General features: G+C 42.7%; 22 protein-coding genes. 13 read left to right on the forward strand and 9 right to left on the reverse strand.

What is annotated here, in order from left to right; all coding sequences use genetic code 11:
• Nucleotides 1-8: 8 nt before the first annotated feature.
• Together AAEY94_RS03945 and AAEY94_RS03950 are read right to left on the reverse strand one after the other, a co-directional pair.
• On the reverse strand, nucleotides 9-458 hold the full coding sequence (locus AAEY94_RS03945) for a tellurite resistance TerB family protein (protein ID WP_101084909.1): 450 nt from the start codon (nucleotides 456-458) through the stop codon (nucleotides 9-11).
• Nucleotides 459-583: 125 nt separating this feature from the next.
• Nucleotides 584-1,147: a DUF2780 domain-containing protein gene (locus tag AAEY94_RS03950; protein WP_101084910.1), complete on the reverse strand. Its 564-nt coding sequence runs from the start codon at nucleotides 1,145-1,147 to the stop codon at nucleotides 584-586.
• Between the two features lie 170 nt (nucleotides 1,148-1,317).
• Between AAEY94_RS03950 and AAEY94_RS03955 the strand changes: the two genes are divergently transcribed.
• The 5 genes from AAEY94_RS03955 to AAEY94_RS03975 all read left to right on the forward strand — a co-directional run bounded on the left by AAEY94_RS03955 (nucleotide 1,318) and on the right by AAEY94_RS03975 (nucleotide 6,653).
• A complete protein-coding gene (locus AAEY94_RS03955) occupies nucleotides 1,318-2,040 on the forward strand; it encodes a hypothetical protein (protein ID WP_101084911.1) in 723 nt (240 codons plus the stop codon).
• Between the two features lie 32 nt (nucleotides 2,041-2,072).
• A complete protein-coding gene (locus AAEY94_RS03960) occupies nucleotides 2,073-3,575 on the forward strand; it encodes a tetratricopeptide repeat protein (protein WP_350977389.1) in 1,503 nt (500 codons plus the stop codon).
• A 232-nt stretch (nucleotides 3,576-3,807) separates the two neighbouring features.
• Complete coding sequence (locus tag AAEY94_RS03965; protein WP_350977392.1) at nucleotides 3,808-5,664, forward strand: SLC13 family permease; 1,857 nt, start codon at nucleotides 3,808-3,810, stop codon at nucleotides 5,662-5,664.
• A gap of 381 nt (nucleotides 5,665-6,045) precedes the next feature.
• Entirely contained in the window at nucleotides 6,046-6,423 is a 378-nt protein-coding gene (locus AAEY94_RS03970; protein ID WP_011635781.1) for a Tse2 family ADP-ribosyltransferase toxin, read from the forward strand.
• Complete coding sequence (locus AAEY94_RS03975) at nucleotides 6,420-6,653, forward strand: hypothetical protein (RefSeq protein WP_123778767.1); 234 nt, start codon at nucleotides 6,420-6,422, stop codon at nucleotides 6,651-6,653. Before AAEY94_RS03970 ends, AAEY94_RS03975 begins: the two co-directional genes overlap by 4 nt.
• Nucleotides 6,654-7,449: 796 nt before the next feature.
• Here AAEY94_RS03975 and AAEY94_RS03980 read toward each other — a convergent pair.
• The 4 genes from AAEY94_RS03980 to AAEY94_RS03995 all read right to left on the reverse strand — a co-directional run bounded on the left by AAEY94_RS03980 (nucleotide 7,450) and on the right by AAEY94_RS03995 (nucleotide 10,402).
• Nucleotides 7,450-8,088 (reverse strand): SDR family oxidoreductase, encoded by a 639-nt coding sequence (locus tag AAEY94_RS03980; protein WP_350977396.1) that lies wholly within the window; start codon nucleotides 8,086-8,088, stop codon nucleotides 7,450-7,452.
• Nucleotides 8,089-8,331: 243 nt separating this feature from the next.
• A complete protein-coding gene (locus tag AAEY94_RS03985; protein WP_350977398.1) occupies nucleotides 8,332-8,670 on the reverse strand; it encodes a hypothetical protein in 339 nt (112 codons plus the stop codon).
• 309 nt (nucleotides 8,671-8,979) lie between these two features.
• Nucleotides 8,980-9,297, reverse strand: a complete 318-nt coding sequence (locus AAEY94_RS03990; RefSeq protein WP_350977401.1) for a hypothetical protein — start codon at nucleotides 9,295-9,297, stop codon at nucleotides 8,980-8,982.
• A 121-nt stretch (nucleotides 9,298-9,418) separates the two neighbouring features.
• A complete protein-coding gene (locus tag AAEY94_RS03995) occupies nucleotides 9,419-10,402 on the reverse strand; it encodes a LysR family transcriptional regulator (protein ID WP_350977403.1) in 984 nt (327 codons plus the stop codon).
• A gap of 126 nt (nucleotides 10,403-10,528) precedes the next feature.
• On the opposite strand from AAEY94_RS03995, the gene AAEY94_RS04000 reads away from it, so the two are divergent.
• Nucleotides 10,529-11,734, forward strand: a complete 1,206-nt coding sequence (locus AAEY94_RS04000; RefSeq protein WP_101084920.1) for a multidrug effflux MFS transporter — start codon at nucleotides 10,529-10,531, stop codon at nucleotides 11,732-11,734.
• An 81-nt stretch (nucleotides 11,735-11,815) separates the two neighbouring features.
• Here AAEY94_RS04000 and AAEY94_RS04005 read toward each other — a convergent pair whose 3' ends face one another.
• On the reverse strand, nucleotides 11,816-12,781 hold the full coding sequence (locus tag AAEY94_RS04005) for a putative porin (RefSeq protein ID WP_192114025.1): 966 nt from the start codon (nucleotides 12,779-12,781) through the stop codon (nucleotides 11,816-11,818).
• 102 nt (nucleotides 12,782-12,883) lie between these two features.
• On the opposite strand from AAEY94_RS04005, the gene AAEY94_RS04010 reads away from it, so the two are divergent.
• The 7 genes from AAEY94_RS04010 (at nucleotide 12,884) to AAEY94_RS04040 (ending at nucleotide 19,670) form a co-directional block, all read left to right on the forward strand.
• On the forward strand, nucleotides 12,884-13,495 hold the full coding sequence (locus tag AAEY94_RS04010; RefSeq protein WP_192114026.1) for a tRNA-uridine aminocarboxypropyltransferase: 612 nt from the start codon (nucleotides 12,884-12,886) through the stop codon (nucleotides 13,493-13,495).
• 5 nt (nucleotides 13,496-13,500) lie between these two features.
• Complete coding sequence (locus tag AAEY94_RS04015; protein WP_192114027.1) at nucleotides 13,501-13,884, forward strand: hypothetical protein; 384 nt, start codon at nucleotides 13,501-13,503, stop codon at nucleotides 13,882-13,884.
• 43 nt (nucleotides 13,885-13,927) lie between these two features.
• Nucleotides 13,928-14,572 carry a class I SAM-dependent methyltransferase gene (locus AAEY94_RS04020; protein ID WP_192114028.1) on the forward strand — a complete coding sequence of 215 codons (645 nt, stop codon included), beginning with the start codon at nucleotides 13,928-13,930 and terminating at the stop codon, nucleotides 14,570-14,572.
• 124 nt (nucleotides 14,573-14,696) lie between these two features.
• Nucleotides 14,697-16,004, forward strand: a complete 1,308-nt coding sequence (locus tag AAEY94_RS04025) for an amidohydrolase (protein WP_182743321.1) — start codon at nucleotides 14,697-14,699, stop codon at nucleotides 16,002-16,004.
• Between the two features lie 101 nt (nucleotides 16,005-16,105).
• Nucleotides 16,106-17,419, forward strand: a complete 1,314-nt coding sequence (locus AAEY94_RS04030) for a M16 family metallopeptidase (RefSeq protein WP_502959381.1) — start codon at nucleotides 16,106-16,108, stop codon at nucleotides 17,417-17,419.
• The gene (locus AAEY94_RS04035; protein WP_350977413.1) at nucleotides 17,416-18,867 is read left to right on the forward strand and encodes a M16 family metallopeptidase; all 1,452 of its coding nucleotides are present in this window, start codon (nucleotides 17,416-17,418) and stop codon (nucleotides 18,865-18,867) included. The genes AAEY94_RS04030 and AAEY94_RS04035 overlap by 4 nt, the downstream gene beginning before the upstream one ends.
• Nucleotides 18,868-19,106: 239 nt before the next feature.
• Nucleotides 19,107-19,670, forward strand: a complete 564-nt coding sequence (locus tag AAEY94_RS04040) for a hypothetical protein (protein WP_101084928.1) — start codon at nucleotides 19,107-19,109, stop codon at nucleotides 19,668-19,670.
• Between the two features lie 29 nt (nucleotides 19,671-19,699).
• On the opposite strand, the gene AAEY94_RS04045 is transcribed toward AAEY94_RS04040, so the two are convergent.
• Nucleotides 19,700-20,038, reverse strand: a complete 339-nt coding sequence (locus tag AAEY94_RS04045; RefSeq protein ID WP_101084929.1) for a DUF2956 domain-containing protein — start codon at nucleotides 20,036-20,038, stop codon at nucleotides 19,700-19,702.
• A complete protein-coding gene (gene trmL / locus AAEY94_RS04050; RefSeq protein ID WP_059745837.1) occupies nucleotides 20,038-20,502 on the reverse strand; it encodes a tRNA (uridine(34)/cytosine(34)/5-carboxymethylaminomethyluridine(34)-2'-O)-methyltransferase TrmL in 465 nt (154 codons plus the stop codon). The genes AAEY94_RS04045 and trmL overlap by 1 nt, the downstream gene beginning before the upstream one ends.
• Nucleotides 20,503-20,569: the final 67 nt, after the last annotated feature.

Raw genomic sequence — 20,569 nt, forward strand, 5'->3', positions numbered from 1 at the left:
GCTATTATTTAGCGAGTTTCCATGGCGATATTGCGCATTTGAATCAGTTCACTGTGCTTTAAATGCAGTAAATCAGCTGTGCGGCGAATAATTTGGTCTTCATATTGCGACAATTCACCATCGGCATAAGCTAATTGCCACATTGACAGCAGTAATTTTTGTTTGTCATCAATACTAAATTGAGCATTGATTTCGGCGGTAAACTCAAATAGAGACGTGGCATTTTTACGGCTTTGATTTGCTTCTTCTATGAGGGTTATCGCTTCTTCTGGGTTAATGCCTAAAGTGCTGATGAGCACTTCGGGCAGTAAAGCAGCTTCAGCAGCAGCCAAATTTTCGTCGGCGTACACAACCTCTTGCAATAGGGTTGCCGCGGCCAGGTTGAGGTTTTTCTGTTTCTCTTCTGGGCTACTTTCTTGAGTATGCGATTGGAGAAATTGCTTTAGTTTGGCGATCATAATTATTCTGTCCAATGTTACTATTCATTTTTATGCTAGCAAAAATGCTAATCCCAAGCGAATGGCTTGGGATTAAATAATGTTAACGCGAGTGTTAGGGTAGCTTTAAGCCGTCTTAATAATGATTATAAGACTGAACCTAAGCCTTTCATTAATAAATCAACCGTACCGTCACCACCACTCTGTTGGAGATAGTTTTTAGCGATATCAACCATAGGGGTAATATATTCTTTTGAGATACCAAGCTTTTCAAAAGCATCATATACCATTGCGCTACCTTGTAACGCTGAACCTAAATTACCTGCTTGTGACAATAATCCTGACATGCCATTGCCTGATGATAAAGCAGGAACTGCAGCCAGTAGACCGTCCGCATTTGGGATGCTGTCGCTTAATTGGCTAAAATCATTTTCACCTAAATTGGTTTGAGCCAAGCTAAGTAGTGAGCCTAACCCGCCTTCAGCTTGGGTTTGAGATAAGCCAAGTTGAGACATAACGTTACCCACTAAAGCACTTGATTGCTCAGTTGTTTCAGATTGTTCTATTGTTTCAGACAGTGCAATGGTTTTGGCTTGTTCAGTTGCTGGTTTTTTAGTTATTTCAGCCACGTTGTCTAACCAGCCCGCAGATGCTGGCGCTGAGAATACGAAGACGGTAAACAGTACCGGTAATGCAGAAGCTAATTTCATAATGAGTGTCCTTTGATGTGGCTCAATGTCTAAACTTATGCATCATTTTACCCTGATTTACATAAATGCGACAGATGATCGCGATTTTTACACATTAGACTTGTGCAAAATGCATTTTTTTTGGGTATCCTAAGCGCAATATTCGTTGTTAATAGATTACTGGAACCCACATGTCATTGTTTGCAATTTTGACTGAAGCATTTAACTTTTTTCGAAACCACATCCGTCAGCTTGCCGTACTGACGCTGCCATTACTGTTAATCCAAGTCGCTATTCAACTTTGGCTAGGTAATGAAATGCTACAGGCTGATGCTGAAAACCCACAATTCGGTGCAGTACACGCTGCAGCAATGATGGTGTTATTGTTGGTGTTTTCGTTTTTAATTGCCGCATTAACTTTGTATTTAGAGCTACGCTCTCAAGGCCATGATCTTGCCCCGGCACAAATATTAAAGGCTAGTTTGCCTTTTGTACCGCCATTATTACTGGCTGGAGTATTTTCTGGTTTAGCCATTTTAGCGCCGGTGATGATCTTTGCTGCGTTTGGCCCACTATGGTTGATTGGCTTAATCGTGAGCTTGTACTTGTTTTCTCGCCTCGCCTATGTGAACTTTATGGTGGTGGTTGAACGTTTAACACCTTTAGAAGCGATTAAGAGTAGCTTTAAATTTAGCGGCCCTATAACGATTAAAACCATTGCGGTATTAATGCTGTACGTGCCATTGTCTCTATTAGCTGGCATGTTTTCACAAGTCGCGATGCAAGTTGGTTTTCCATTGCAGCTGGTGGTTGAAGCAACGTTTTCGTTCTTAGGTTTGTTTGTTAATATTGCGTTATTTAGATTGTATATGGTTAATCGTAAAACACCGGATGCCGATAAAGCAGAGGGATAAATATTCAATCAACATGCTAAAAGGAGAAACCATTGTTAAATGATATTGAGTTTATTAATGGTTTCTCTGTTGAGTTGAGCGATGATTACCGTTTAGCTAAAAGCTATGTACGCGATATTCCTACCCAAGCGTTAGTTTACATTCGCAGCTTTACCCATAAACTCGCCGCTCAATTAGCGGTGCAGCATGATGTAACGTTTACCTCGGCAAACTTGTATGATCGTATCGAGCAGCTAAACCTTCGACGCGTTATTGATGTTGCTGCAGTGCGGGCGTTACACCGATTGCGCAGTGATGGTAATCGTGGTGCGCATCCTGAAAAATATCATTTAACTCAAACTCAGCTTGTTAGCATCGCAGAAAAGTCGATCCATCAAATTCTGCAAATAATTGCAAAGCTATATCCTTCACTGCATCAAGGTGCTGCTCCGCATTATCAATTTGAAGCATTTGATTCATATGCTGGCCGCGACTTATGTTATCGCGCAGTGATGAAGAATGACCCCGAAGCACAGTATTTAGTGGGGATGTCACTTAAAGCCAAAGGATTAATGCTACAAGAGCAAGAGCGTGCGTTGGCGCAAACCACAGACGGTTCACTCTTAGCAAATTCAAATTCAAATTCAAGTTCAAGTTCAAGTTCAAGTTCAAATTCAGCAGAATCAAACACTCCAAGCCTTATATCAACCACGGTTGAGCAAACGTCAGCGGATGTATTTGCCCAAGCAGCACATTGGTTTCATATTGCATCAGTTCATCATCAAGCGGCATTGTTTGAGCATGGCGTGAGCTTACTGCATGGCTATAGTGGTGCGGCAAATCCTGCGACGGGCGAGGCGTTTATTGCGCAAGCTGCAGCACAAGGTATTGTTAATGCGCAGGCCTTATTAGGTTTCTTTTATCTGGTGGGCAGTGATCAATTTGAAGTGGATATTAATCAAGCCGAAACATTGCTGACATTAGCCGCTAATGCAGAAGATGCTGAAGCAATGTCAAACCTTGGGGTGCTGTTTTATCAAAACCAACAATTTGAACAAGCTTACTTATGGGTAAATAAAGCCGCGCAAACCGGTTACCCGCATGCACAATATCATTTGGCGCTGATGCTTGAACAAGGTGAGGGCTGCCAGGTTGATATCGCTACGAGCCAGCAATGGATGCAAGAAGCCGCCGAACAAGGTCAATTAGATGCGATGTTACGTTGTGGCAGTGATATTTTGCACGACGATGGTGCTAGCCAACAGCAACTTAATATTGCTGAACACTATTTACATGAAGTGATTAAATACGGCCGTAATGTCACCGCGATGATTGAACTGAGTGTCGCCTTAGCCGACGGCATTTTAGGCCGTATCGATGTGGTACAAGCAGCGTATTTATTACAACAAGCTAATTTGCACGCCAACGAGATTCAGCGCCAAGTTATCGAACCGCTTTGGCAGTCGTTACTGATGCAAATTGACAGTGTTATCGCGCTTAATCCAACGGAAGATGAGTTAACTACCTTGCAACAGGCAAAGTGCTTACTCGCGTAAATGACATTTGCTTTGTTATGGTTGTTTTTAAGTTGGGGTTGTTACTCAGTGATGACTCACGCTAGATAAGTGTGTAGCGTGTCTCTTCAATTCGCTTTAGTTAGAAACAATGCCTAATATTTAACTGATATATATTCAACATATCTCAACCTGCTTTGAAGCGCTTTGTGGAAAAACTTCACAGCAAGCCTAGCCTTACCATGCTCATACCAATAGAAAAGGTTAACGACAGGTGACAGCAATTAATATAACGACTTTGCCACCGCTTCCTGATGCGCATGCACTGGCTGTGTTATTGCTTGTGTTGCTTGCCCTGTTTCTATTTACCAGAGAATCTATTGCCATTGAGACGTCGAGTCTGTTTATTCTGGCAATGCTGAGCATCGGTTTTACTGTTTTTCCTTACGTCAATTCGCAGGGGCAACATCTTGAGGCGTTGCAGTTTTTCAGTGGTTTTGGCCATGAAGCGCTGGTGGCAGTGTGTGCCTTAATGATTGCCGGAAATGGTTTAGTGCGCACCGGAGCGCTAGTACCTCTTGGTCGAATTCTGGCGCGCTTATGGCTTGTAAGCCCCGCATTGAGTATGTTGCTGACCTTGCTGGTTGGCGCTTTTCTGAGTGCATTTGTTAATAATGTACCTATAGTCGTATTGCTGCTGCCTATTCTAATCAGTGTATCGCTGCGAACCGGAGAGCCACCTTCGGGGATGTTAATGCCAATGGGATTTGCCACTCTGGTGGGAGGAATGAGTACCAGTATTGGCACCTCGACGAATTTGTTAGTTGTTTCAGTTGCTGCAGATATGGGCTTAAGAAGACTGCAGATGTTTGATTTTTTTGTACCGGCAGCAATCGTTGCCGCTATTGCTATTGTTTATTTATGGTTGATTGCGCCACGCTTACTGCCTACTCGTAAGGCCATACTCAGCGATACCTCCCCAAGAATATTTACTGCCCAACTGGTTATATTGGAAGACGGTTTTGCAGTCGGTAAGACATTGACAGAACTGATTGAAAAGAGCTCAGGTTTGCTGGAAGTATCACGCATTATGCGGGGTACTGGAACCTATGTTGTACCGTTGCCCGATGCGCAAATTCAGGCTGGAGATAGGTTAATGGTGAATGACACTCCGGAAAATTTGAAGGAACTGGAAAGTGCTCTGGATGCCATGCTCTATGTTGGAGATACGCCTGTTGATGAAGAACATCCATTATCCGGTGAGGGACAGCAGATTGCCGAAATAGTTGTCATGCAAGGTTCACCTTTACTTGGTATGACCTTGAGGCAGCTTAACTTTTATGATCGTTATCAATTAATGGTGCTGGCAATACATCGAGAGGGAAACTCAGTAGAGACGCTGCGTGAAAAAATAGCACAGGCCCGTTTGCGCATTGGTGATGTTCTTTTAGTGCAGGGAGATCAAGATACCATAGGCGAAATCAAACGTGCTGGTGAGCTATTAGTGCTCGATGCAACAGCAGATCTTCCGTACACGGATAAAGCGGTAACGGCTTTACTGATTATGGCGGCAATTATTCTTGTGTCTGCATTTGGGGATGTTCCCATTGCGATAAGTGCTGTAGGGGGTGTGCTGCTTATGCTGGTCACACGCTGCTTAACCTGGCGCCATGCTTCTATGGCGCTAAGCACTCAGGTCATTTTGATTGTGGCGGCGAGTTTGGCGATGGGGGCGGCATTATTAAAAACCGGTGGTGCAGAGTATTTAGCACAAGTATTTGTCGCGTTAACCGCAGGGGCTTCTCCGGCGGTTATTGTATCTGGATTGATGTTGTTAATGGCCATTATGACCAATATTGTGTCTAATAATGCTGCTGCAGTCATAGGCACTCCTATTGCTATCAGCATTGCGCAGCAACTGCAGGTTGATCCCGAACCCTTTGTTATTGCTGTGCTGTTTGGTGCCAATATGAGTTATGCCACCCCTATGGCTTATAAGACTAACCTACTGGTAATGCATGCTGGCGGCTATAAATTTACCGATTTTGTCCGAGTGGGCGTCCCACTAACGATTATCGTTTGGGTGAGTTTATCGCTATTACTGCCAGTCATGTATTCGCTTAGCTGGTAATCTTTGAAGTGGCTGTTTATTCTTTATTGGCTACGGCCACTAACGTAGTTGGTTCTGACCACTTCAAAGCTAGTTATGTAAATCATTTATGCAGTAAAGTGAGTTAGCAAGGTACATCAGGGAAAGGCAATAATTGAAAAAGATGAAAGCTAACAAAACCCACCTTAAAAGGTGTAATCAGAACAGGAAATTAGCCAAAAGATTGTACAAAATACCACTACCGTTAAAAAGCGAATTCCTATAGCATCTTACGTTAAGAAAAAAGTTACCCGTTAACTTGGATGTGGCTTCGACCAAGTCCAACAAGCGATTTATGCGTCGCAAACAGCGCAACTCATAAATACTAAAACGTTAACTCTTAATCATGAAAAGGACATCATCATGTTTCCAATGGAATTTTACATCCTCCCTGAAGAGCTCTTCCGACTAGGTAATTCCACAAGTCCAAAGCTTGCCAATGTACGCGCTAGAGACGTAGATATAATCGAAATTAACGGTATTAAGGTTATTATCGCAAACGGTAAAGGCATTAGCGTCTTTGATAAGGTTGGGATCAACGAATCGCCAATGACAGGTTGGGCGTGGCGATTCGCTCCTAACACTAGGCCTCCGGTTGGTTTAAAGATGGTTCAGGATAAACCCCATCACTATTGTATTTCACCGGCGTGTAATATGCCTGTTGATAAATACAAAGGATTACTTGAAGAAATGGCATTGATTGCCACTCGGGTGTTCAAAAAAGAAGGCAAATTTGCATGAGTAGTATTCAACTCGATTTAACCGCTTCTGAAGCCAAAATTATTCTTGAGGCTCTGACAGAAATGGAAGCCAAGATGACTGCCATCTGCGAAACCTCTGCAGATGAAGATGAGGTTGCTGATGTTGGAAATGACCTCATTGAGGTTCGGCTGCTGCTAAACCCTCTCAAGAAGCAAGCAATTACTCAGTTTGGTGAAAATGTAATAAATTTTTCTCGAGAGCTACTATAAAGTTAAAAACAAAGTCACTGCGACCAAATACTCTTCACTTCGTTTTCGTGCCGAAAAATGCTCTCACAAAAACAAAGCTCCGGTATTTGGCGCGTGCTTTGGACGTTACCCATAGAAATTTTAATCCGAAACTCACGAACTAGAGTTAGGAATCTAACGCACTTTTGTCCATAAATACGTCAAATACCTTGCTTGAAAATGGATAAATTCAACTCTGAACTTGTGGCCGTTGAAGACTCTTTATAAAAGAATGCGTGAGCCTGACAGGACGTCAGGCTAGCTTTCGCGGTACAGGATGTAACATCGAAAGCGTTAGCATTTTCACTTTTTATTACAAGATGGGTCGAAGATGGTTACATACGCAGTCAGAAGCTGGATCAATTTCCGTCGCAATGTGTTCGCTGCTGATCCCTTTTTTGCCCGAGCAAGGTGGAACCTTGCGATGTTAATCTGGTGTGGGTGAAGCGCCACGACGTTAGTGGCCGCAGGCCATATCTTAAATACACTTTTGTCCAAAAATCAGCAAGCGTATTAGCTTTTATCATTTGCACAATGGTCACTCTTCCACACCTAGATAATCGCCAGTCAGTTCGGTAATCTAGCAGTGTACGATGGTTAAAAATGTCATTTCAGGCTTAAAGTTCAGGGCTAAATAGTGGTGCACCTAACCACGGAATATAGCTGATTTGTTTTATCTAAGACTATGAAAAAATACTAAAAATAAAACGGCCAGCGTTGTGCTGGCCGTTTTATTTCAGTGTTTATAGTGTTGTTAGGCGAATGCCTACTGAATGGATTAATTTAGGACATCAGTGAGGGATTTACTGCCATTAAATAATTCAAAGACTTTGCCGCCTAGCTGTGGTTTTCCTACAGCGTAAATCAGTGCGCGAGCAACATCTTCTCTGTGAATGGTCATTTTTTCTTTGCTGCTCGGCCGTTGGGTTTGGACTTTACCTGTGGCACGATCATCGGTTAATGAACCCGGTCTAAATATAGTGTAGTTAAGCCCACTGCTGATCAAGTATTCGTCGGCCATGTGTTTGGCAACTAAGTAAGGCTTCATTTGTTCTGAGCCTTGGTCGGGATCGTCAGCGCCGATAGAGCTGACCATAATGAAATGTGACACATTAGCCGCTTTTGCGTAATCAATGGCTTTACAGGCCGCCCATAAATCAATGAGCATAGTTTTGTCTGCACCTGTTTTACCACCTGAGCCAGCGCTGAAAATGACTTGATCGCAATCGTTAAATGCTTGGCTAAAGTCCTGTTCTAAATCCGCTTCAACTATGTCTAGCTTCTTATCGCTGGCGATATCAGCCAATTTATTTTTATCTCGCACTAACGCTATGACTGATTGGCCATCTGCTAATAGCTGCTTTGTCGCCATGTTACCGATCTGTCCGCTTGCGCCTAAAATGAGTGTCTTGTTCATTTTATCTTCTCCTCAGTATCGAATTTTTGGCTTATATTACTGGCAAATGTGGCAGCATCGTTTGCTACTCTATTTGCCCGCCTTCTAATAACATTGGGGTTTGATCTGCGCGATTCAATGCCTAAGAGGTGACTAGTGTTTAGCCGCTCTTTATGTTTTACATAAATAATAAACAAAGCCAATACCAATTTGGACAAATGGCTAGAATCGGTAAGGTTGTCACTATACGCATCTAACGGTTAGTTAATCTGCCTGATGCTCAAATGTGCGACCAGTGTGTTGAGTTTGATTCGATTTAGGTCGGCTAAACATATCTGCGTAAGGTGCTGCTTGTTCGCGCTGAACATCAGCGCGGTCTTGGTAGATATCACCTTGTTGGGCTTGTGACTGGTTTCTCTGCAATATTTTTTTACCTAATAGCTGTAAAGTAATAAAGCTTAATAAACCTAGTAACAATAAAAAGGGTAATAGCACAATTGTGGTTAATGCGATGCTAAAAAACATCAGTAATGCCAAGATGGGGTTCATAGCAGAGAATCGACTTTTCAAATTGGCAGTGTGGAATGATTGATTAAATTTCATGGTAGCTCCTGAATGCGCTTGGTCTGAATATGGGTGTCTAAAGACGTTACTTATAAATTAGTAACGATGACTTAATATACAGCTTGCAACGTTTTGACATAATATGTCACGTTAAACCTAGTTAATGTGTTAAGTTTGAGAGCGAAAGTTATTGCCCACACAGACAATGCCAAAGGGTTAATCGAGACTAGATTTAGGCATACTGTTTATAAAATGCTTTTAGTGATGGTTACTTTCGCTGTCATGTTATAACGGCTGCATGATGGTTAATAGGTGAGTCAATACTAACCTGTTATTTTTCAACTTTAGTTATGGTAGCCCTGCAGATTTGGCATGACTCAAACGAGATTTCTGATTCGAGTTTTCTCGTTCAATATTTGGATGATCATGATAAATATCATCTTTGGGATTAGCTGTTGAAAGGGGTGATGATGCAGTACGATGCTGGCGCATGTATTGGCGGCTTAACAGTGTCATACCGATGAAACCTACAAACACAAACAGTAATATTAACGGTAATAATAGCAAGCCGCCGATCAAGACTGTGGCAACCGTTGTTAATGCTGCCAATGGTCGCATTTTTTGCAGATGTTGCATTATTTTGTGAGTGTAAATTGAACTGAACATCCTCTGGTCTCCGAGGGTTTACCCTATTACATAATCCATCAGGTTGGCTTGATGGATTATTTGTCATCTAGTCGTTTTATTTGAGTGTTGCGCGAGCTAAAAGTTCAATTTAGGCTCAATGTCAGCCGTTGTGTTTACTAATATGTTGGTTCGCGATGGCTTTATCGACGCTGCTGAAAATAATATTGCGAAACCATTGATGTCCCGGCTCTTGATTATTTCGTTCATGCCATAAAAACACATAAGCCATAGGCATAAACTCAAAGGGTAAGGGAATGGGCACCAGCGAATATAGTTTTTGTGCATGGTTAGCAAAGCTAGAGGGCAAGGTAAAAATTAAATCGGTATTGGCACAAACGCTGGCAGCACCATAAAAATCTGGCACTGTGGTCGATAGGTTACGATGTAAGCCCAAGTTGGCTAAGTGGTAATCTAGTGCCCACCAATCGTTACCTTCACATCTTACCTGTACATGAGACATGTTAAGGTAGTGAGCTTGATCCCAGCGACCATCTTTTACAGCCTGTAAAATAGGATGATTTTTACGCACTAAGCAAACTTGATGATCGTTAAATAAGACTTGTGATTCAATGCCTTCAGGTACGTTGTCAATATTGACGTCGGTTTGAGGCAGAATATCTCGACCTGCAATGCCAAAATCTATTTGTCCTTGCTGTAGGTCTTGCATGGATTTTTCGGTCCAAACATAGGAATCTAATTTTATTAACGGTGCCTGTTGTAATAATGGTCCGATAAAATAGGGAATTAAGGTTTCATAAGCACTTTCGACCATCGAGAATGAAAATTGGCGGTTACTGGTCGCCGGATGAAAGGTTGGCGGTTGCGTAAGTTGATACAAGTTTTGTAATACTAACGGCAGTTGTTGTCTTAATGCATCAGCATGTGCGGTTGGCTTTAAGCCGTGTGCTGTGCGTTGAAACAGTGGATCGTCTAATATTTCTCGCAACCGATTTAAGCTTTTACTGACAGCAGATTGACTCACATGCAAGCGATGGGCAGCCCGAGTGACGCTTTGCTCCTCAAGTAATACTTGTAGAATGACTAATAGATTAAGATCGATTCGAGCAAGGTTGTCTAAATTCATGTGATATTCTCAAATGGAAATTCACTTCGGATTTTATATCATTTTCATTCATACCTCCATTTGACTTATTATAGCGCCCTATTAAGGGTGACCTTTGTGCATTAAAAATTTGAGAGAAAGAAGTTTATGCGTCGTAACTTATTGCCACTGTTAATGTTTATGGTTCTTTTGAGCCCGTTGGCTATTGATATTTATCTACCGTCTATGCCTGCAATGGCGTTGGAGTACGGTGTATCAAACAGTGAAGTACAGTCCACCTTAGTGTTATTTTTATTTGCGATGGGCGTAGGGCAAATTTTAATTGGTCCACTCGCGGACCGTTTTGGCCGTAAACCTGTCGCATTATTTGGGATTGTACTTTATGGCATTAGCAGTTTATTAGGGGCTTATGCGGTTGAGTTTGAATGGTTGCAGGTTGCCCGTGTGTTTCAAGGCTTAGCGGCTTGTTCCACCTCTATTGTGGTATTTAGTGCGGTACGTGACTGCTATTCGCGCAAAGAAAGTGTGTCGATGTACAGTTATCTAAATGGTGCAATTTGTGTGGTCCCGGCACTGGCACCTACATTTGGTGGCTTATTAGCATTACAGTTTGGCTGGCGTTCTACCTTCATTTTTATGGCTTTGTATGCCATTTTTGTGTTGTTTTTGGTGGGGTTCCGTTTTCCGGAAACACGTCCGTTAAATACCGACAGTACAGGGCCTTTATACCGTTGGAGCCGCTATAAGCCGGTTATTGGCGACCCTCATTTTATGTTTTATGCCAGTTGTTGCATGATCGCGATGGCATCAATTTTATGTTACGTGTCTTATTCACCAGTATGGTTAATTGGTCATTTAGGCATTTCAGAATTAACTTTCAGCGGTTTATTTGGCCTTAATGCTGCGGTAAATATTGCCGCATGTTTTGCTGCCCCAGTGTTGGTTAAGCGTATCGGTAACCGTCCGGGAGTAGTAGTGGCATTATCGTTGATGTTGATTGCTGCTGTTATCGAAGCCGCGATGTACTTTGCTGGCCCTCAAGAAGGATTAGCCGCCGCAATAGCCTTTATGGCTCCGATGATGATTTTATGTATTGGCTTTGCTATTTTGCTTGGCCCAGCAACCAGTATGGCGTTGTCGGCTTTCGGTGAGCGCGCTGGTACCGCGACGGCGATGTTAGGTTGCATTCAAATGAGTGGGGCATCAATACTGACGGCGTTGATCCAGCTAACAGATATACCTGCACCTTATGCGATAGCGGTTGTTATGGGGGGCTTTAGTGCAGTATTGCTGATCATTATGGCAATGAACCGTTTAAGCCATCTGCATCAAGAACAGTTACAACATGACTAATTAGCTTTAGTAATATCACCTTTAACCCGCAGAATGCTAACCACATTCCGCGGGTATTTTTTTGCCTCAATATGATGAAATTTAGAAACGGGCGTTAATTGCTATGCCAACATTAGTTTCTGAATCACTATTATACTCACCATTATCGAAATAATGTTCTAGTGAAAACTTAGCCGAGAATACATCTGAAAAATGCCAGAAGTAACGTGTATTTAAACCCGTTTCAGTGATGTTGTTGCTGTGGCTACTTTTATTTGAGTCATCAATATTACTGCTGCTGAAATCAGTATTTACATCTGTCCGGTAGTAAGTCGCACCCACTGACCATGCGTTATTGATATACCAATCTGCAAACACTGCAACAGTATAAATGTCATTTTCAAAGTTTATTTTAGAATCTTGCACTATAGTCGGAGTTGAGCCATCAACTTGAGTGAGCATTTCGTTGTTGATATATTGTGGGTTTTGATAACCTACAGCCCCAGTTATAAACACTCCAGCGGTTGATTGTAATGGAATAAAATGTTCGTAAGTTAACGTGATAGCATCAATATTTTGGCTAAAATATGATTCAAATTCATATTCTAAATATGCGCCATTGTTAGATTCTGATTCTGAGTTGGTCGTGTAGTTCAAGGATAACTTTGAGTGTTCGCTAAAAAAATATCCAGCACTAATCTCGTATGTTGTGATGTCAAATACAGCATCATCTGCATTTAACTGGTTGACTCCAGCCCCCAAAAACCATTTTGAGTCAAAAACGTATTCTCCAGCGATGTGATATAAATCTTGGAAGTCAGTGGTGGCATAACGCGCAGAAACAGTTGAGCCTTGATTAAAGAATCCCGCCAATGCGTATGGCTTATCTGCTTGTTCAACCGCTTTAAAGTAATAGCGATAATTGGCGTTAACTAGGCCATCCGCTTCACCTGATGAGTCTAAAAAACCGATTTCTGCTTCGTGGTGATAGGTATTATCTTGGGCTGCATATGCAGGGATTGTGGCCAATGCGAGCATTAATGCCACAGACATCTTTGTTCTAGTCATAGTAATGGTTCTTCCTTGAGGTATTATGGTGTAGAGCGAAGTATATTGAACTCAACTTTACATATTTGCAACAACAGATTTGCAACAAAAATAAGACAAAAAATGAGCAGAAGTTATTGTATCCATTGTCAATACCCACAGTCGGCTTGCGTGTGTCATGCGCTCAAACCGGTGACGTCAAATACCGAGGTTGTGGTGATGCAGCATCCATCTGAAGTGGATCATGCTAAGAACACCGTGAGGTTATTGAAACTGGTGATGCCGCAGATGAAAATTTACGTGGGTGAATCTGCCGCGGACTTTATTGAGCTGCAACATTATTTAGCTGCGCAAACGAAGCCGATTTATGTGGTTTATCCAAATGAGCACAGTCAAACTGTAGCCGAGGCTGGAGCGAGTGAGGCTGCGATAATTATTTTAGTCGACGGTACTTGGCGTAAAGCATACCGAATGTTGCAGCTCAATCCGTGGTTACTTAATTACCCGTCACTGCATCTAGAATGTGAAGATGAGTCGCAATATATCATTCGTAAAGCGAAACGTAGCGACAGCTTGTCGACTCTGGAAGCGGTTGCCCACACGTTGATTGCGTTAAATCCCGCTGCTGAAATCGCGCCAATATTTGCAGTGTTTAACGCAATGGTGCAACATAAGTTAACGGCCATGCCTGCTGTGGTTCGTGAGCGTTATAACGGCGATAAAATCAAAGGATAGACAAGATGAAACATCGGCTAATAGGCTCATTTATTTTGCTCGTTACTGCCAGTTCATTGGCGTTTTTTACAGTAGCTGCTGATAAGCCACATAAAACAATGACCTTGGCTGAAAAAGGCGAGCAAGCGCGCCAAGAGTCGGCTGAACTTGAGCAAACGCAATTGCAAAAAGCGCGTGAGGCAGCCAAGGCTACCTCGGAACGTGAGCAAGAAGTATTAGCTAAGTCGCAGCCAAACGATTGGGAAGCGCAGCAGCTCGAAAAAGCCCGTGCTCAATCGGATGAGCGTTTAACCCGTCAGCAAAAGTATTTACAACAGGCGCAAGAGGCCGCTACTCAAACCCGTAAAATCCCTAAAGACACCAGTATAGAGCCAGTTCAATCTGATTAGTCTTGCTGTTGATTGACCCATTCGGTTTATTTTGGAGTTCGCTTTGTCGTCTTGTCCTTTGTGTCACCATGAAACAGTTGCTTTTTCTCAAGATAAAAGTCGTCCCTATGTCCGTTGTCCGCAATGTTTTTTGGTATCGGTTCCTGCAGCATTTCATTTGGATCAAATAGCTGAAAAAGCCCATTATGATTGCCACAATAATGACGTTGCCGATGTGGGTTATCAACAATTTTTATCTCGTACTTTAACGCCATTAATCGCCCGTATTAAACCCGACGCAACAGGGTTAGATTTTGGCTGCGGAGAAGGTGCTGTATTAAGCCAAATGGCTGCAGCGCAAGGTATTAAGGTGGTTAATTATGATTTATTTTACCACCCAGATACTCAAGTACTCTCTCAGCAATATGATTTTGTTTGCTTAACTGAAGTGATAGAGCACATTGCCAATGCGCAGGCGTTGATGACGCAGTTAAGTACATTATTGTTGCCTGGCGGCATATTGGCAGTAATGACCAAACAAGTACCCAGCTTAGATAAGTTTAACAATTGGTACTATAAAATTGACCCAACTCATATCAATTTCTACTCTATAGAAACCTTTCAATGGTTAGCATTACAGCAAGGTTGGCAGCTTGAAATTATCGACAGCGATGTGGTGTTTTTTCACCTTCCAAAGTCGCCAGTTTAGTCGTGAGTGTTGGGTATTAATAAATAGATACAATTGACTTGTTAGCAAAGCGGTAAAAGATTTAACAAAAGCGTCATTTCAAGGTAGTTTTGTTGCACTAATTACTATAATAAATGGAATAAACATGCGCCTGACGTCTGTTGCTTTACTGCTTTCAAGTGTATTTGCCACCAGTGTTTACAGCACGACTACCGTGGCTAGCGTGCCCAATGCTGCAGAACTAACCGCTCAAGTTGAAAGCAAAGTCATTGCATGGCGCCGCGATTTACATCAACACCCTGAATTATCTAATCGCGAATTTCGCACCAGTAAAGTGATTGAGAAACATCTTAAATCTCTCGGACTTGAAGTGCAGACGGGTATTGCTCATACCGGTGTGGTCGCCATACTAAAAGGCGGCAAGCCTGGGCCATTAATTGGTTTACGCGCTGATATGGATGCGCTGCCCGTTACCGAAGTGGTTGATTTACCTTTTGCCTCTAAAGTAACTGACACTTATCGAAATCAAACAGTAGGTGTGATGCACGCCTGCGGTCATGATACCCATGTGGCCATGCTGATGGGCGTGGCTGAAAACCTCGTAAAAGTAAAAGACAGCCTAGCCGGTGATGTAATGTTTATCTTTCAGCCAGCCGAAGAAGGCGCGCCAGAAGGTGAGCAAGGCGGTGCGGAGTTAATGCTCAAACAAGGCTTATTTGCTAAGCGCAAGCCTGAGCAAGTGTTTGGTATGCATGTTACTTCAAGCATGCCTACAGGTATGATTGGTCTACGTTCCGGCCCTGCAATGGCGAGTGAAGACTCATTTACGATTAAAGTGATGGGTAAGCAAACCCATGGCTCACGTCCTTGGAGTGGTGTTGATCCTATCGTGGCCTCGGCACAAATTATTAATAGTGTACAAACCATTATTAGTCGTCAGGTGGATATCACCAAAGCACCCGCCGTGGTGAGTTTTGGGGCCATTAATGGTGGTATTCGATCGAATATTATTCCTGATGAAGTAGAGCTTATCGGTACTATTCGTACTTTCGATCAAGATATGCGCGCCGACATTAAAGTTAAATTGGCCGAAGTGGCAGCTAATGCCGCTAAAACAGTTGGCGCCATTGCAGTAACCGTGATCCAACCTGGTTATCCGGTTACGGTTAACAACCCAGAATTAGTCAGCAAAATGCGCCCGGTTATCGCCTCTGTAGTGGGTGACAATATGTTGATTGAGCCAGGACTGATTACCGGTGCGGAAGACTTTTCTTATTACGCATTAGAAACACCTGGGATGTTCTTTTTCTTAGGAGTGACTCCTGCTGACCAAGATATCAATAACGTCGCCAGTAATCACTCTCCAGCATTTTATGTTGATGAAAGTGCCCTTAAGGTTGGCGTACAAACCATGACCCAAATTGCTTTAACCGCATTAAGCGCGGCACAATAGCCCTATTTAAAAACCAATTTTAATAATCCATTTTTAAAAAACCAATTTTAATAAACCATTGGACGATAGCTCAAAAGGAGCGAGATATGACCCGCAAGATAATGGCGTTGCTGATGACGTTAGGTGTACTGAGTGCACCTAATGTGTCAGCGACACAAGCTGAAGATATTAATAGTTTTACCTTAGATAATGGCATGAAGATTATGGTGTTGGAGGATAGTTCTATCCCTAATGCCAATATGTACATTTTTTGGAAAGTGGGTTCGCGCAATGAAGTACCAGGCATTACCGGTATTTCGCACTTTTTTGAACACATGATGTTTAACGGTTCTAAAAAGTTTGGCCCTAAAATGTTTGACCGCACGATGGAAGCGGCTGGTGGCGCCAACAACGCTTATACCAGTGAAGATTTAACGGTATATACCGACTGGTTTCCAGCCAATGGTCTAGAAACTATTTTTGATTTAGAAGCAGACCGCATCGCCAATTTAGACATCAACCCTGAAATGGTTGAGAGTGAGCGCGGTGTGGTGCAGTCAGAGCGTACCACAGGGCTTGAAAACTCTAACTGGCGTACGATTCAAGAAGCGCTTAAAAGTGTCGCCTTTGCGGCGCATCCTTATAGCTGGTCGGTTATTGGTTATGAGTCAGACATTGCAGCTTGGACATTAGCAGACTTACAGCAATACCATAAAACTTACTATGCCCCTAACAATGCGCTAGTGGTGATTACCGGTGATGTGAAGCTAGCCGAAGTGAAAGCCTTGGCTAATCAGTATTTTGCGCCAATTCCGGCCCAAGCCCCACCGAAAGCCGTACGCACGGTTGAACCGCAACAAAATGGCGAACGTCGGGTATTTGTTAAAAAAGAATCGGTAAGCACGCCAAACATTATGTTGGCTTATCATGTACCTGCAACTAGCCATGCCGATTACTATGCATTGGATTTATTAACGTCGATGTTAAGCGAAGGTAATAGCTCACGCTTTTATAAAGCGCTAGTCGACAAGCAATTAGCTGTCGCTGCCGACACTTACATGCCGATGTCGTTTGACCCTAACTTGTTTTATATCTTGGGTGTAGCGAATGCGGGAGTCAGTGCCGAGACTTTAGAAAAAGCTCTCCTCGAGCAGATTGATCTAATTTCCGAGCAAGGTGTGACTCAGCAAGAACTTGAAAAAGTTAAAAATATTAAGTTAATGGACTTTTACCACACGATGGAAACCATTAATGGTAAAGCCAATACTTTAGGCACATACGAGCTGTATTTTGGCGACTATGCAAAACTGTTTAACGCCCCAGAAGCCTATAACAAGGTCACTCCTGCTGATATTCAACGTGTGGCGCAAACCTATTTAATTAAAGCGAATCGAACTGTCGGTGTGCTCGCTGCTACTGAGGAGTCAGACAAATGAAAACCGTAACTCACACACGCATTAAAATATCATTATCAGCAATCGCATTGGCCTGTAGCTTAGGGATAAGTGGTTGTGCGACGACCCAGAAAACCACTGCCGACTCCGCCAACCCTGTTACCGCTAGCTTTGTTATGCCAAGCTACCAATCTGTTACCTTAGACAATGGCTTAAAGGTTAAGCTGATGGTGCAAAAAGAAGTGCCATTAGTGACCATTGATGCCGTAGTGAGAGCGGGAGCAGTCAATGATATGACTTCTGGTATGGCTTACATTACCTCACAAAGTTTAATGTTGGGTGCAGCGGGTCAATCAAAGGCCGACATCGAGCAGCAGTTAGATTTTATGGGTGCCAGCATAGACACCAACGCTGATTTAGAAGGCAGTTATATTCGTGCCAATATGATGAGCAAAGATGTTGATACCGTGCTCGATATTTTTAGCCACGTATTGCGTCAACCAGACTTTGATAGCGCTGAATTTGATAAACTAAAACAGCGCGAAATTGTGGGTTTATCACAGCAAAAAGAAAGTCCTCGAGCAGTGATTGGTCGCTACTTCAATAAGTTAGTCTTTGGTGATCATCCTTATGCCAATCCGGTATCAGGCAATAGTGACACCATTGGTAAACTTTCTGTTGAGGAGTTACGTGCTTTTCATAAAGGCTATTATCAACCAAACAACATGACCATTAACGTGGTGGGCGATTTTGATGTTGCCGACATGACCGCTAAACTGAATAAAGCCTTTGGTGATTGGCAGACCACTGAAACCGTGGTTCAGCCAGATTTAAGCCAACATTTACCAACATTAACCCAACCTCACGTACTGTTGGTCGATAAGCCTGACGCAATTGAAACCACCTTTTTAATTGGTGGCGTGGGGATCCGTTATGACAATCCTGATTATGTTGGGTTAACTGTAGTGAACACCATTTTAGGTGGTCGTTTTACTTCATGGTTAAATGATGAATTACGCGTCAATGCCGGATTAACTTACGGTGCCCGTTCTGGTTTTAGCCCTTATGCTCAATCTGGGGTATTCCAAATCAGTACTTTTACTAAGTCATCGACCACTAAAGAAGCCATTGATTTAGCCTTAAAAACCTATGCTCGTTTATGGGAGAAGGGCATTGATCAAGCAACTTTAGATTCTGCCAAAGCCTATGTTAAAGGCCAGTTCCCACCTAAGTATGAGACTAGTGGACAGTTAGCCGGTTTATTGTCTGACATGTATCTGTATGGCTTTAATGATGATTTTATTAATCAATTTCAAGCTAAAGTAGATGGACTTACCCTTGCAGACACTCAACGTTTGATTAAGCAATATTTCCCACAACAAAACTTACAGTTTGTGTTGATTGGCAACGCTGAAAACATTGCTGATATTGCGGCGCAATACGGTGAAGTGACTAAAGTTGATATCACTGCGACGGGTTTTGGTCAGTAGTTATTAGTGGGTTAATGACTTATGCAATTAATGGCTTATTCAGTTAATGACTTAGTCTGTTAATTGCACTGTAGTATCGTATGATGGCTCACATAAGTGGGCCATTTTTATGGATAGATATCATGGTGTCTCTCAGTGATTCAATGAGCTCGCTAAGCCAGAATAGATGCAGGTACAATTGCTATGTTGAGCTTGTGATCCGTTAAGTGTTAAACGCGATTGCGATAAGAGGATGGTTAATGATACATACATGCCGATTTATATTACTGCTAACGGCGATGTTGTTACTGACACATTCAACGTCATCTTATGCTGCGAAAGTAACCTTAGATACGTTTTGTAGCCAACTAGCGGGTGAGTGGCAGGGCAGTGCAGCCAATCCGAATGTTGCGCCTAAGCAGGTAAGCACTTCGGTGATGTGCTCGGCAGATAAACGTAATTTATACATTAGTGTTAGCCGTGGTAGTCGCTTTTCGAACAGTGAAACTTGGTGGTTTAGGCAACAACAAGATCATATTTTATTGGTGTATGCCAATGGGATTACCGATGATATTTCGCAACAGTTAACGCTTTATGAGCAAGCGGGCAGTTACTCATTTTTAGGCAAGGGGGAAATTAATCAACGTCCGGCCTTAGTACAATTGCAGTTCGATCCCATGATGAGTGATACCAAACCGTCAACAGCAGGATGGCAATGGCAGCAAAGCGCGCACTATTTGGATGACGACAGTGAGCAGTATCAAGTCATTAGAGCCATTAGTCTGCTTAAACCATCGGCAAAGAATACTCTGCCGACAGAATAAAATGAGTGCTTCTTAACACCCACAGTGACTTAGCGATAAAACAAATAAGCGGCAAACAATGCCCAACTCAATAGCAGTAACCCCAGCAACGACCATGTTAAAGGGTTGAATCGACTCTCTGGTTCAATGTAAGACATATCAGAATCGTCATCATTTGAGCTTGTCGCGCTTTTAGATTTTTGCTGCTGTTTACGGGCTTTATCTCGTTCGCGAGCCTTAGCCTTCTCACGTTTTTTGTATTCAGCAATCCCCTTTTCAACGCCCGCAGCAATCAGCTTGGTTTGTTCTTTAACTTGCCCAGGTTTTTGGGTTGCTTTAGCAATGGCTAAAGCATCTTGTTGGGTTTCAGGTGATAGCGTCTTTTTCATTACTCAGCGCCTGCAAAACCCAGCTGACGCCATGCTTCATAACTAATAATGGCAACTGAATTGGATAAGTTTAAGCTACGGCTATTGGCGGTCATTGGGATACGTAAGCGCTGCGCAAGTGGCGTCGCATCAATAATATCCATTGGTAACCCACGGGTTTCGGGGCCAAATAATAATACATCATTTTCTTGGAAAGCAATTTGCGTATGAGGACGGCTACCTTTAGTGGTGCAAGCAATAATACGCTTTCCTGCCATGGCCTCTAAAAAAGCGGCATAGTTTTTATGGCGAGTCACACTGGTTAGATCCGAATAATCGAGTCCCGCGCGACGTAATTTCTTTTCTTCGAGATCAAAACCTAACGGCTCAATCAAATGTAACTGCGAGCCATTGTTGGCGCATAGACGAATGATGTTTCCGGTATTTGGAGCGATTTCGGGTTCATAAAGGGCAATATGAAACATAGCAACCTTAGGTACGAAGCATAAAAAGAGTGGCAAATTATACCCTAACCAAGGTTTGACTGCGAGG

It is taken from the genome of Shewanella sp. AC34-MNA-CIBAN-0136 (genome assembly GCF_040309945.1).
Taxonomy (GTDB): Bacteria; Pseudomonadota; Gammaproteobacteria; order Enterobacterales; family Shewanellaceae; genus Shewanella.